Source organism: Photobacterium swingsii, assembly GCF_024346715.1.
Classification (GTDB): Bacteria; Pseudomonadota; Gammaproteobacteria; order Enterobacterales; family Vibrionaceae; genus Photobacterium; species Photobacterium swingsii.
The window spans coordinates 303,470-316,173 of the sequence record NZ_AP024853.1 but is presented as its reverse complement, the minus strand read 5'-3'; the positions used below and the strand labels follow the sequence as shown (position 1 = coordinate 316,173).

Genomic DNA, 12,704 nt, shown 5'->3' with positions numbered 1-12,704 from the left:
AAAGGAAATCCCCATGACAATAACTCCCACTTTACAACCAGTCAGAGCGATCAACTGGAATCGAATACAAGATGATAAAGATCTCGAGATTTGGAATAGATTAACCGTCAACTTTTGGCTTCCAGAGAAAGTGCCTTTATCTAACGATATACCAACCTGGCAACAACTCACGGATGAAGAACAGACCCTGACAATTCGCGTTTTCACAGGCCTAACTCTGCTCGATACTATCCAAAATACGGTTGGAGCCCCTGCGCTAATGGCAGACTCAAGAACACAGCACGAAGAAGCGATATTGACTAATATCGCTTTTATGGAAGCAGTGCATGCCCGTAGCTACTCCTCGGTATTTTCGACTCTGTGTACCACACCTCAAATTGATGAAGCCTTCCGTTGGGCAGAAGAAAATGAGCTATTGCAAAGAAAAGCGCAGATTATTTTAGATGACTACCAAGCCAATGACGATCCACTGAAGAAAAAGGTCGCCAGTGTATTTCTCGAAAGCTTTTTGTTCTATTCCGGCTTCTATCTACCTATGTATTGGTCAAGTCGTGCCAAGTTGACCAATACCGCTGATTTAATTCGCTTAATCATTCGCGATGAAGCCATTCATGGTTATTACATTGGTTATAAGTTTCAACAAGCCTTCAATGAACGCAATGAAACGGAACAAGCACAAATTAAAGACGAAGCGTTTGCCTTAATGTTCTCATTGTATGAACTAGAGAGCCAATATACTGAATCACTCTATGATGGTGTCGGCCTCACAGAGGATGTTAAACACTTCTTACACTACAATGCTAACAAAGCATTAATGAACCTAGGTTTTGAGCCTCTCTTTCCTGACGAGTTATGCCAAGTCAGCCCTGCAATTATGGCAGCACTCTCCCCCAATGCCGATGAGAACCATGATTTTTTCTCGGGTTCTGGATCTTCATATGTGATTGGCAAAGCCGTCGCGACCGAGGATGAAGATTGGGATTTCTAGCGCCCCATACGAAAAAAGCGACTAATTAAGTCGCTTTTTCGTCTCAACTTGCTCCCTCAGACTAGAGGGTACAATTACTGGCTAGGGACTTCATCACCCACCAGCTTGCCATCACGAATTGTAATAATTCGCTTGGTTCGCTGAGCTAATTCCAAATCATGGGTAACCACAATAATGGTTCGGCCTTCTTGGTGAAGTTGATTAAACAGAAGTTCAATTTCAGCACCGGATTTAGTATCAAGTGCCCCGGTTGGCTCATCCGCTAAAATAATTTGCGGCTCATTAACGAGTGCACGCGCTATCGCAACACGTTGCTTTTGACCACCAGATAATTGATTGGGTTTATGATCCATTCGATTACCCAAACCCACTTTTTCAAGTAATACCGCCGCACGTTTACGCCTTTCACGTAAAGAGACACCACCATAAACTAAAGGTAAAGCAACGTTATCGAGCGCACTGGCATATTCCAACAAATTAAAACTCTGAAATACAAAACCAATTTTTTGGTTTCGGATGGCAGCAAGTTGATTACTGGTTAAGCCTTCTATCGACTCACCTTCCAGCAAATATTCACCGCTACTGGCTTTGTCTAAACAACCTAACATATTCATTAAAGTCGACTTTCCCGAACCAGAAGGCCCTAAAATAGAAAGAAACTCGCCTCTATTGATGGTTAAGCTAACGTCATCAAGTGCTTTAACTACTTCTGCACCACTTTGATAAATCTTACTAATAGCTTGCAATTCTACTAATGACATAACTAAATTAATCTCTACTCGCCTTGTAGCGCTTCTAGTGGTGTCACACTGGCAGCTTGTCTTGCTGGGAACCATGCCGCCAACAATCCAACAAGCGCTAACGCGCCAACCACGATCATAACAACAGCTAATGACAGCTCAGGTACAGGTCGACCAAGCTCTTCGTACAAATAATTACCTTCGATAGGAATAGCTGATAAAGCCTGAACAGCTGATTGCGAAATCGCTAAACCAATGACGCCTCCAAGCCCCATTGTCAGAAATGCCTGCACCAAGTAATGCAGTGTAATATCCGTTGGCGTTGCGCCAATTGCCATACGCACGCCAATATCTCGGGTCGCTCGTTTCACTGATGCATACATTACATTGGCAATCCCAACACCAGCGACTAACAAAGTGACCAAACCGATGATGCCAAGGAAACTTTGTAGCCCAAGCAAAAATGTCTTCATGGTTTTCTGGCGCTCTAGCATATCTTCCAATTGCACAATTTGTGCATCTTGCAAGCTAGCGCCATATTTACGGCTGATCACTTGCCGAATGGTTTTAGCAAGTAACGTACGGTCACTGCCTTCCGCGGGGTAAACCTCAAGCGCAGAAACAGGTGCATTGGTATTGAAACGTTGCCAAGTGGTAAAAGGAATAAACACCGCATAATTAGCGGGTACACCTTCCCCAACGCGCATCGCTGACGGTTTAAGAATACCGACTATGGTAAATGACTCTTCACCAATTTTGACGGTTTTACCAACAGGAGATTCATCAAGCTGAGGTAAATTATCCCAGTCAGTGATCTCTCCTTTATAGAAAAGTTCAACCGCGACACTCTCACCCAACACGATGACTTTACGTTGCTCTTTTAAATCCAAAGGATTGAGCCAACGTCCACCATCAGCAATCGAAAAACCCATCATGGATTGGTAATCCGCCGAAACAGCCATTGGGGCTTGCCAACTCACTTGCTTGTTATAAATAACCTCTTTGTCCCATGTCACGACGGGTTCTGCGGCTTTAACAGCAGGCAAAGCACGAATAAGGTCAATATCTTCAGGGTAGAGTTTTAGCATCTTTCCTTGGCTAAACTGACCATAATTCATGGTCGCCATACCGCCCATAACACGGATCAATTTACCGTTACCACTCTCTGCATGACGCGTTAACCCTTGGCTCAGACCTTCACCAATCGAAAGCATTAACGCAATACAAATGGTTGCCCAAGCAATCGCAAGGATCATCAAACCAAGACGCAGTTTTTCTGCTGCCATCTCTTGGAATATCTGTCGAAATGGAATCATGCTACCCCCTTGCACTTAACGCGATAACAGGCGTTAATCGTGCGGCGCGACGAGCAGGAAACCAAGCCGCCAGTAACGCCAAAACAATGGTAACCCCAACCGTTAGCCACAATGACCAAGTGGTAATTTCAGGCTTACCTAACCAACCAGGTAAACCAATGGCAAGCAAACCTTCAACAGCCCCATAAGCCAATAGCACGCCAACCAAACAACCAAGCCCTACTAATAAGCACCCTTCGGCAATAAAGTGATTTAAAATATCTCGCTGCCTAGCACCAATTGCCAAACGCACGCCAATCTCACGCGTTCGTTCAGTTACCGATAAGAACATAATATTAGCCACACCTAATGCGCCAACAGCCAATGTCATTACGCCACTGGCTCCAAGAAAGCTTTGGATACCGCGTAATAATGCATCGAAAAACTTCGCATCTTCACCGAAGTTAGGCAGCCAGATAGCATTCGGATCAGAAGGGTTAAAATGCTCAATTTTTGCGAAGTAATGTTGCAAGCTCTTGCGCAATAAAGCGCCAGATACACCCTGGTGCGGTTTAACCCAAAGTTGTGAGGGCTTGGCGTACCATAAATCTAGATATGTTTTTGAGGGGATGATTACTTGATTATCTTCACGACGGCCAAATGCACTGCCACCTTCTGCTTGCTGAGTTAACCCAACCACAGTAAAAGGCACGCCATTAATTTTCAGCTCACCTCCGACCTGTAAGTTTGCTTGCTTTGCCAGCTGCCAACCAATAACAGCAACGCGTGAATGGTTGATCATGTCACTAGGGTTAATCCCTCGCGAGCCTTGCTGCAAACGAACATTTCGCAATTCGGTGTAATACTGATCAGCGCCACGGACATAACCGGGAATTGTTCTCCCTGTAACGTCTGTAACACTTGCATCCCATTTAAAGTAAAGGACGGACACCGCGTCGATTTCCTTATGTTCAACCAACTTGCGGGCAGTCTCTTCACGAAAGGTAATAGCACGTCCTGCAGGTAATCCTTGCCAAGGCTGGGTTGTACGGCCATTCATTGCAAGTTGCGTATCACTCATTAACACCGCGAACGATTTAACGTTCACTTGGTAAAAGCCCTCACCCAACGCCACAAGTACAAGTACAGCCAAAATCCCCCAGCTCACCGCTATAACGGCCAAGGCTGCCCGCAGCTTGTGCGCAAACAACGTTTGGTATATTTGCTGAAGTAGCATCATGAATGAAGTGCCTTACTCACCATAGAAATTGCATTATCGTCTAACTGGCCAACGGCTTTTAGCAAGGCTGCTCGGTTTTTCCAATACTGGTAAAGTAAGACTTGCAGCGCGTTTTTGCTGTCGTATAACCGGTTATGGGCACGAATCACTTCGAGGGAGTCAATTAAACCGGCACCATAAACAGATTGTTTGCTTGAGAGCACTTGCTGCCTTGAGTTCACCTGTTGCTGCGCCATTTCGACACGCTGCCAATCAAGCGCGAGTTTACGGTAGCGGATTTGTACATCTTGTTTTAACTGAATCTCAACAGCGCGTACATCTTGTTTCGCTTGCAAGATCTGCAAAGACGCTTTTTCTACATTGGCACTTGTTGATCCATTTAAATCAATTGGCACGCTGAGGCTTAAACCTGCATACAAATCGTTATTGTTCGATTTGCTCTCATTACGGTAGCCAACGTTGCCTTTGACAGTCGGATAATACCCTGCTTTCGCAGTATCTTTATCAATTTGGGCGGCTTTTAAGTTTTGCAGAGCAACCAGTAATTCAGGGCTGTTGTCCTTTGCCATTTTTAACCAATCTTGCTCACCGTTATATTTAAGCGGTGGCGCAAACAGGTGTTCTGCGTTTACTTCATCAACCTGATCAGGCATAACATTAATTAAATTCGCTAAAGCTGCTTGGTTATCGAGTAACTGCGCCCTAGCCGTTAAGATAGAAGCTTGATCATCAACATGGCTAGCGCGCGTATCTTCCAGATCCGTCGCCATTATTTTACCTGCTTTAAAGCGCTGCTCAGTCAATGCTAATAATTTGGTACTTTCGTTATATTTCTGCTCAGCCAGTTTCAAAGCAGCCTGTGACGATGCGACATTCAAATAAGCCGATATCACCTTTTCTGCTAATGCATTCTTTTGCGCAGAGGTCTGTAATGCTTTACTCATTAAACGCGCTTCACTCGCATCTAATGTTCGCCACTTTGCACTGTCCCAAATGGTTTGATTTAATCTGATCCCATACTGGCTTGTGACCTCATCACTGTTAGAGTCACTCCAGTTTGCACCTGCACTCGCAGAAACGTCTGGCAATAAGCCCGCCCGAGAGCTATCAACATCGGCTTCACCAATTTGAACATCAATTTGTGACTTTAGATATTGTGGCTCATTAGCCTTGGCTGCGACCCAAGCATCAGATAAAGTAAGAGCATTCACCACAGAGCTAAAGGCCGTGGTCGCCATAATAGAGCAGCTCAACGCTATGCCTACCATCACTCGATTTAAGCGAAGCGGCTTAGCCGGTATGTTCCGTGTTTGTCGATTAGGCATTCGGTGCTCCCATCATACTAGCATCGAGTATCGCTTCGCCTTCAGTCAGGCCTTCAATAACCTCAACATTAATACCGTCCGATAAACCTAGCTTAACAGGCTGCACTCGAAAACCAGCTTCACTCTCATCTGGGATCAAAACAGACGGCGATTCACCATCGAACTGTAATGCTCGTTCAGGAATAGTGGGTACATCAGTAACAGACTTTAACGTGATTTTTGCAGTTGCGGAAAAACCAGAACGCACACGCAATGATTCAGGGAATAAGATCTTATCTATTTCAATCTGGAAACCATTATCAAAATTGCCGTTGGTCGCTTGGCCATTAACGGCATTAAGCTTTTCAGACTGAACGGCAACTTTATTCAAATGCGCTTCTACACTCACTTCTGGGTAAGGTGCGAGCGTCAGATTTGCTGCCATACCGGGTGATAATTGTGCGGCATCATGCTCACTCACACTGCCTTTGAAGATAATATTATCCATGTTTGCCATCGACATCATTACCGTCGCCGCTTGATTGGACTCGGTCGAAATAATGGGCTCACCCACTTCAACTAATACATTCAAAACAGTGCCAGTAATAGGCGCATAAATGGTCGAAGATAGCTTTGCCTTACCAACCGTCGACTCACCACTTTGAATAAGATCGAGGTTTTGTTTTTTCTGACGTAAATCGGCTTCTGCCTGACGTACCTCAGTCCTAGCGCCAATAAAGTCCCCATAATTTTTAGGGATAACATTATTTTTAACCAGACCAGCTAAGTTGTCGTATTTCTGTTGCGCTGAGTCCAATCTTGCTTGGCTCGTCATTACGTCTGTTACGGCTTGCGTTAACTTTTGGGGGGTTGGGTTTGGTCTGATCTTAAACAGTGCCGTCCCCGCTTCAACCTGCTCACCCGTTTGGTGATAGATTTCTTCGACGATCCCTTCTAATTGAGATTTGATTTGTACCGAATGGGCGGGAACAATTTTACCCACTGCAATCGCCGTCTTTTCAATATGACCTTGCTCAACAGTCAAAGTAGGTTGTGTCGCAGAAGTATCTTCTGCCGGTATTTGCAAATAAAAATATCCACCAGTCGCTAATGCAATCGCGATAGCGCCTGAAATCCAGCGTTTTTTCATAGTTATATTCGTAATGGCTTGGGTATATAAGGGTTATTGACCAGAAGGTCTGCGTGAAGTTCAAAAATAATACATCGTTCAATTCGATATAGCTAGCCATAATATAAAAGCCTCAATACAAATGTTGAGGCTTTACATTACTTACACAATTTTGCTACCAAAGGGGCATTTTAAGCAGGGTTAACTTGCAGTAAGAGTAAGGAGGTGTTCTTTGAAACCAACATCAACCAAAGATTCAAATGCTTGCCAGACATCGTCGGGAATGGGTTGTTCTATGGCGTATTCAAATTCTGGGTAAACACGAATACGTTGTAGATCACCAAGCATAACATTGATCAGATCACTGTAACTGATCACATCATTTGGGTAATTATCAAAAGAGATTGCTGGCGAAGTAACAATACAGTGCTTATTTGGCCACTGTCGCATAAAGGTCGCATAGGTACGACGCTCCATAAATGGCTTCTGAACCAGAATAAAGTGTTGTGGGTCTAGACCTTCATTCTCGAGTAAGGCTTGGGTAAATTGAATATTCTCGCCAGTATTTGTCGACTGAGGCTCAACGAGAATCTTACTTTCAGGCACACCAAGATCGGCTGCAATCTGAGCAAAATGCTCTGCTTCCGATCCTTCAAACATGCCTTGGGTCAGCTCACCGACCCCGCCCGAAAAAATAATAAAGGGCGCATAACCGTCTAGATACAGCTGCGCCGCATATTCAGCAACGCGAACATCATTGCTACACAACACAAAAATGCAATCACTCTTAATCAAAGTGTGGTCTAATTTATGGTAGTCCCATACTTTTTGCGCGAGTGCATGAAGTTGTTTTGCCATGTGATTTCCCTTTCCAAAATTCATGAGTTCTTACTTAATGTGAGAACTTAAAATGAAATTAAGATGACACTGCCGATATTATTCGAGCGTTGCGGCTTAGATAAGTAACTCGATTAACTTGCGCGTTTTAGCCAAACTGGTGTAATTGCACAGCTACCTTTACCTGCACTTAACCATGCTTGCTCACTTTCAATGGTTAATTGAAGCTGCATTGAGCGTTCAAGCAAGGCTTCCATTTCCACTAAAGATGCATCTGAAATTTGAATGATTTCTAGATTTTTGTAAACCGCAAGTTTTTGTTGGTGCTGTTGCCACCATTGTGCCGTCGCATTATCGCCATAAACGACTAATAGAACTTGCTTAGCTTTATTGCATGACTTTTTAATGCGTTTTTCATCAGGTAGACCTAAATCAACCCAAAGTTCGATTTCGTCACTGTAGTTCTTATTCCACAGCTCTGGTTCATCAACATCACTAAGACCTTTTGTAAAAACAAGCTCTTCTGATGCTTTAAGACCCCATGCAAGCAAACGTAACATCAAGCGCTGTTCAGTTTCTGAAGGGTGTTGAGCTATAGTGTGGTTGACGTCTAAATAAACGTGACGGTCAAGATCGGCAACATTGTACTGTGCCTTATAGATAGTGGCTTTTAGCGCCATGAGAATGTACACCTGAGAAGTTAATATCAGGAGTGTAGCCAGAATAGGATGGTTAAGCAATTTCCATTTTATTCAAATAGATAAGCATGCACTACAACAGCCATAATCGTGCAAATATCCAGCAAATTATATGTTACTCATTCATTTGGAGCCAAGGAAAGCACATCCCATTGCCCTTGAATTAATGCTTCTTTTTTGGCTTTAGTTAGCCGTTTAATTCGGTATTCTAACTGCATAGCTAGGCGCTTATCGCCAACTTCTTGCGACCATACAAGCAACAAAGGCCCTTTCCCTTTTAGTGCTTTCGCTCCTTGATTACCCGTTTGATGTTGTTTAAAGCGTCGTGAGACATCAATCGTCACACCACAATACAAGCTATTGTTGCGCATTCGAATTAAATAAACTGACCACGCTTTCACATCCGCTACTTCTTCTGTCGCCATTGGTTGAGTAATCTGACTATCACATTCAGTGGTTATTAGTTTCGTCACTGCTTTAGGGGAATTCATCGTAATCGTTGGAATAAGTTAGGAGTTATGATTTTAATACAACGGGATCAGTCGATATATACGGAACTAAAAACAGAAAGCTCAGCGAATTGCTGAGCTTCTAACTAAAACAAGTACATTATATCTAAGTTAGCTCGTTAGGCTTTCAAGCATGTCACGTAGCTCTGCAACATCTTGTTTTAATGTGGCAACCTGCTCTTCCAATTCAACAATACGCTCTTCTGATACCGCAGATTTCGCACTTGCCGTTGCTGGAGCGGCAACAACAAAATTTTCGACATCCACTTCACCACTAAACAAATGCATATAGCGGCAATCACGCTTACCGGTTTCACGCGGTAGCTTAACAACAAAGGGGCCTTTTGGGTGAGCCGCTAATTGATCAAGCACGGCTTCTGCTTCTTTCACATCCGCAAACTTACATAAGCGGTTCGTACGTGTTCGGATTTCGCCTGCGGATTGTGCACCACGCAATAGCATGACACAAACTGCGCCTTTCTCTTGCTCACTGAACTGGAAGGTACTGAATTCAGTGTTACAAAAACGGTGTTGGAACTTAGCGACACGACTACCAAAACCCGTGACTTCTTGAATAAAGTGGCGTGATTTAAGTAGCTCTATCGTATCGAGGACTTCAGCTTCTGTCAGCGCCATCACTGGCTCACGGCTACTTTTTTGGTTGCAAGCTGTTGTAATCGCATTCAATGTTAAGGGGTACTGATCCGGGGTAGTGACTTCCTTCTCGAGTAAACAACCAATCACACGTGCTTCATTTGGTGAAAAGTTAATATCCATGATCTATTCCTCTACCCTTCAATTTTCTAATTTCCATAAATTTTATGGAGATACCTCTAGACACATTAGCACGACACTTACACACGGCAAGCACCAATGATTTTAACTGCTGAAAATTTCAGCGCAGATAGAATAAAAGTGAGATCAAAATCGCACTTACTCTACAGCTGCTCTCGGCTTAGCACTGCACATAAAATACTAATCAGCGATAAAACGACAATAAAAAAGCGCCTTTCGGCGCTTTTTCATTATAACGTTACGCTTTACTGCTGAACTTCAAAGCCAGGTGTATACACTTCTACACGACGGTTTTGAGCACGCCCTTCTTCATTGTCATTCGTTGCGATCGGCTGAGTTTCACCGCGACCTTCCGTTTTAATACGATTAGCATCAATATTGAAGTGACTAGCTAGGTAGCCCGCAACAACATCAGCACGTTGCTCCGAAAGTTTCTGGTTATACGCTTCTGCACCACGGCTATCTGTATGACCAATCACAAACAATTCAGTTTCAGGGTAATCGACTAAGCGTTGTGCAATAGGCTGCAAGCGATCAATATCTGCTTGAGATAACGCATTACTGTCAAACGCAAATGGTAACAATTGCGTTAATGGCTCAACTTGCACTACAACAGGCTCTACAACTACAGGTTCAGCTAACACAGGCTCTGGCTCAACAACCGCTACAGGTGCTGGCGCTCCCCAACCGTAAACTAAGCTAATACCGTAAAATTGAGCGTCGATACGTCCCGTTTTATCTTTGTCACCAAGATTGAAGTAGTATTGATACTCAAGTCGAGTCGATAGATTATCGGTAAAGAAGTATTCCGCACCGACACCCGCCGTAGGCGCAAAGCCATTTTCTTTCTCATTGCCGGCTTTTACTTTGTAGCCATAACCACCAGCTTTTGCAAACAGATCAAAAGAGTCCATCGCTTGCCAAGTAAATTTACCCACAAGATCGATACCTTGTGTTTCGAAAGAGCCACCACCGTCGACTTTACTTTTTAGTTTACCAAGATGGGTATAACCACCTTCTAAAGCAAACCAAGGAACAAAGTTATAACCAACAAACACACCTCCCCCGAAATCATCTTTATCTAGCTGATCATCAGCTCCTTTAATGATTCCTTCGAAGTTGTTGTAATGCGTACCACCAATACGGGCACCCGCATACCAAGGGTTATCACTTACTGCGTGTGCTGCTCCTGAGATTAATAGAGCCAGCGGTAGAACATAGGTGAGCTTAGACATATTGAATATCCTTATTATTTTGAGCCACTACAACCATGTGTTTAGTCCGAGTATTAGTTAAATACAAAATTTAAACGTGAAAAATTGTAGATATATCAAATTTTTGGGAATTTTCTGGGGATATGCCATGTCTATTTTAAATAGTTGGCAAGAAAAATACATTTATTGCGTCTGCATTAGTATTAAGAACCAATCACTTATCCACAAAAACAATGATGAAAGAAGAATAAAACAGACAAAGAGAGGGAAAAGACTAATTAAAGAGAGAGTACTGAATATTTTCGGTGAAAACCCAGTACTCTCGCTTATAATTCAAGACTATTTTATTTATTCGATAACTGTATTTGGCAGCTAACCACAATAAATTAGACAAAACCTCAGTCTAAATATAGCCAAGGCCATTGCATTTAATTATTTGCAGTCGCTCCTTCCGCAATCGCTTCAGCTGTTGCATCTTCAACGGCTAAAAATAAGTAGTCCACAGTACCTTTTGGTGATGTCATCGGGTTCAGAGTCACGTTCTGATACATAAATGAGGCCTGCTGAGTTATTGGTCTAACATTACGGCACTTAAACAAATATGGGCGCTGACGCCAGATTAAAAAACTGCGACAACCTAAGTTAAAAACTGGGCGTGATTTAGCAACAAACCATTCTTTAGGGATTTCCGGAAAAACCTCAAACAGTGTTTTGCCAATCACTTCGTGCGATTGCTTGCCACTATGATGGACCATAAAACCATTCCATACATGAATGGTGTATTCACGATCCAGAACAATCAAGCCAAGATCAACATGTTGAACCATGTCGACCATCCAGTGAAACTGCTCAAATTCAGCGGGTAGCGACAGCATTCTTTAATCCTCGTCCAATAAATAAGACAGCTTGTTATCAAGCAGTGGCAGCGATTCATCAACAAACATCAATAGCATGTCACATTTGATATTTGTGTTTTCAATACAGTAACTCACTTCAAACGTCATTGTACGTCGCCAGTTTCCTGATGTTTGATCAATAAATGAATCGACGGGTTGATGCTTACCAAGCAACACAGGGTGGCTTTGGAAGAACTTCACTTCAGCCTGCTGCCCTAACCCTTTTAAGAAAGACCCCACAAGAATATTACTGACATCCATCAGTAGTTCTAACTCAAAATCTTGTCCACTGTCTTCTGGGTATTGCATCAACTGCATGACTTCACTAACACTTGAGTCACTCAGCAAAACTAGCGCTTCACCAGCAATACCTTCACCACTGAAACCTTGGCATACACCCGACATATTGCTATTGCTGGCAAGGTGGCGCATGGTCATATGAAGTTCGCTCACTTCAAACACATTAACATTAGGAAGCGGTAGATTCACAAATACGTCAAAGTGGCGAGCAAGTGAATCAGCCGCACGACCAATGGCTACGTTGGCAACTTCTAGATAAATATCACGACGACGCAATGCTGGAATAGCGGTACGTTGAATAGGCGCATCAAAATCAAACTCTGCAGGCGGCGGTAACAACTCTTGCAACAAGGTTTTGATATAAGCTTTATCAACGGGTTTTTTCAAGAAATCAAGCGCGCCAAGGGCTTTAACACGTGATTGAGCTTGTGGTTGGATGTCGCCTGAAACGACAACCACTTTGATATCGATGCCCTGCTCTTGAATCGCTTGCAGCGTTTGATAACCATCCATTTCTGGCATGGTTAGATCAAGGAACATCAAAGAAAACTGTTTTTCTTGCAGTTGTTTCAGGGCATCAAGACCATTCACTGCAAATGTGACTTCCGCATTTAACGAGCTTGGTAAAGCGCGAGCCATTTGTTTTCTGGCTAATGCGGAGTCATCACATATTAATACTGACGGTGTCATACTCGCTCCGATGCGCTTCTTGTTGCCGATATACGCCAACATGCAGTGTAATGCGGTTTTAAACCAACC

The 12,704-nt window shown here is 43.3% G+C and carries 13 protein-coding genes; 1 reads left to right on the top strand and 12 read right to left on the bottom strand.

Annotation, left to right across the window (positions count from 1 at the left end):
• The first annotated feature begins 13 nt into the window (after positions 1 to 13).
• Positions 14 to 988: a class 1b ribonucleoside-diphosphate reductase subunit beta gene (gene nrdF, locus OCU77_RS18735; RefSeq protein WP_048897844.1), complete on the top strand. Its 975-nt coding sequence runs from the start codon at positions 14 to 16 to the stop codon at positions 986 to 988.
• Positions 989 to 1,062: 74 nt separating this feature from the next.
• Here the strand turns inward: nrdF and OCU77_RS18730 are convergent, their stop codons facing one another.
• From OCU77_RS18730 to OCU77_RS18675, 12 genes are all read right to left on the bottom strand, one after another.
• A complete protein-coding gene (locus OCU77_RS18730) occupies positions 1,063 to 1,749 on the bottom strand; it encodes an ABC transporter ATP-binding protein (RefSeq protein ID WP_048897843.1) in 687 nt (228 codons plus the stop codon).
• 14 nt (positions 1,750 to 1,763) lie between these two features.
• The gene (locus OCU77_RS18725; protein WP_048897842.1) at positions 1,764 to 3,044 is read right to left on the bottom strand and encodes an ABC transporter permease; all 1,281 of its coding nucleotides are present in this window, start codon (positions 3,042 to 3,044) and stop codon (positions 1,764 to 1,766) included.
• 1 nt (position 3,045) lies between these two features.
• Positions 3,046 to 4,263: an ABC transporter permease gene (locus OCU77_RS18720; RefSeq protein ID WP_048897841.1), complete on the bottom strand. Its 1,218-nt coding sequence runs from the start codon at positions 4,261 to 4,263 to the stop codon at positions 3,046 to 3,048.
• On the bottom strand, positions 4,260 to 5,588 hold the full coding sequence (locus OCU77_RS18715; RefSeq protein ID WP_244915168.1) for a TolC family protein: 1,329 nt from the start codon (positions 5,586 to 5,588) through the stop codon (positions 4,260 to 4,262). Before OCU77_RS18715 ends, OCU77_RS18720 begins: the two co-directional genes overlap by 4 nt.
• Entirely contained in the window at positions 5,581 to 6,717 is a 1,137-nt protein-coding gene (locus tag OCU77_RS18710) for an efflux RND transporter periplasmic adaptor subunit (protein WP_048897840.1), read from the bottom strand. Before OCU77_RS18710 ends, OCU77_RS18715 begins: the two co-directional genes overlap by 8 nt.
• Positions 6,718 to 6,897: 180 nt before the next feature.
• Complete coding sequence (locus OCU77_RS18705) at positions 6,898 to 7,554, bottom strand: YdcF family protein (RefSeq protein ID WP_048897839.1); 657 nt, start codon at positions 7,552 to 7,554, stop codon at positions 6,898 to 6,900.
• Between the two features lie 113 nt (positions 7,555 to 7,667).
• Positions 7,668 to 8,213 carry a YaeQ family protein gene (locus tag OCU77_RS18700; protein WP_048897838.1) on the bottom strand — a complete coding sequence of 182 codons (546 nt, stop codon included), beginning with the start codon at positions 8,211 to 8,213 and terminating at the stop codon, positions 7,668 to 7,670.
• Positions 8,214 to 8,350: 137 nt separating this feature from the next.
• A complete protein-coding gene (locus OCU77_RS18695; RefSeq protein ID WP_048897959.1) occupies positions 8,351 to 8,656 on the bottom strand; it encodes a GIY-YIG nuclease family protein in 306 nt (101 codons plus the stop codon).
• A 195-nt stretch (positions 8,657 to 8,851) separates the two neighbouring features.
• On the bottom strand, positions 8,852 to 9,517 hold the full coding sequence (locus OCU77_RS18690) for a YceH family protein (protein WP_048897837.1): 666 nt from the start codon (positions 9,515 to 9,517) through the stop codon (positions 8,852 to 8,854).
• Positions 9,518 to 9,780: 263 nt separating this feature from the next.
• Positions 9,781 to 10,770 (bottom strand): OmpA family protein, encoded by a 990-nt coding sequence (locus OCU77_RS18685; RefSeq protein WP_048897836.1) that lies wholly within the window; start codon positions 10,768 to 10,770, stop codon positions 9,781 to 9,783.
• Positions 10,771 to 11,177: 407 nt separating this feature from the next.
• Positions 11,178 to 11,624 (bottom strand): PAS domain-containing protein, encoded by a 447-nt coding sequence (locus OCU77_RS18680; RefSeq protein ID WP_048897834.1) that lies wholly within the window; start codon positions 11,622 to 11,624, stop codon positions 11,178 to 11,180.
• 3 nt (positions 11,625 to 11,627) lie between these two features.
• Positions 11,628 to 12,635 carry a response regulator gene (locus tag OCU77_RS18675; RefSeq protein ID WP_048897833.1) on the bottom strand — a complete coding sequence of 336 codons (1,008 nt, stop codon included), beginning with the start codon at positions 12,633 to 12,635 and terminating at the stop codon, positions 11,628 to 11,630.
• Between the last annotated feature and the right edge of the window lie 69 nt (positions 12,636 to 12,704).

Coding starts and splice junctions, on each gene's coding strand:
- nrdF (WP_048897844.1), top strand. CDS start 14: ATGACAATAACTCCCACTTTACAACCAGTCAGAGCGATCAACTGGAAT.
- OCU77_RS18730 (WP_048897843.1), bottom strand. CDS start 1,749: ATGTCATTAGTAGAATTGCAAGCTATTAGTAAGATTTATCAAAGTGGT.
- OCU77_RS18725 (WP_048897842.1), bottom strand. CDS start 3,044: ATGATTCCATTTCGACAGATATTCCAAGAGATGGCAGCAGAAAAACTG.
- OCU77_RS18720 (WP_048897841.1), bottom strand. CDS start 4,263: ATGATGCTACTTCAGCAAATATACCAAACGTTGTTTGCGCACAAGCTG.
- OCU77_RS18715 (WP_244915168.1), bottom strand. CDS start 5,588: ATGCCTAATCGACAAACACGGAACATACCGGCTAAGCCGCTTCGCTTA.
- OCU77_RS18710 (WP_048897840.1), bottom strand. CDS start 6,717: ATGAAAAAACGCTGGATTTCAGGCGCTATCGCGATTGCATTAGCGACT.
- OCU77_RS18705 (WP_048897839.1), bottom strand. CDS start 7,554: ATGGCAAAACAACTTCATGCACTCGCGCAAAAAGTATGGGACTACCAT.
- OCU77_RS18700 (WP_048897838.1), bottom strand. CDS start 8,213: ATGGCGCTAAAAGCCACTATCTATAAGGCACAGTACAATGTTGCCGAT.
- OCU77_RS18695 (WP_048897959.1), bottom strand. CDS start 8,656: ATGGCGACAGAAGAAGTAGCGGATGTGAAAGCGTGGTCAGTTTATTTA.
- OCU77_RS18690 (WP_048897837.1), bottom strand. CDS start 9,517: ATGGATATTAACTTTTCACCAAATGAAGCACGTGTGATTGGTTGTTTA.
- OCU77_RS18685 (WP_048897836.1), bottom strand. CDS start 10,770: ATGTCTAAGCTCACCTATGTTCTACCGCTGGCTCTATTAATCTCAGGA.
- OCU77_RS18680 (WP_048897834.1), bottom strand. CDS start 11,624: ATGCTGTCGCTACCCGCTGAATTTGAGCAGTTTCACTGGATGGTCGAC.
- OCU77_RS18675 (WP_048897833.1), bottom strand. CDS start 12,635: ATGACACCGTCAGTATTAATATGTGATGACTCCGCATTAGCCAGAAAA.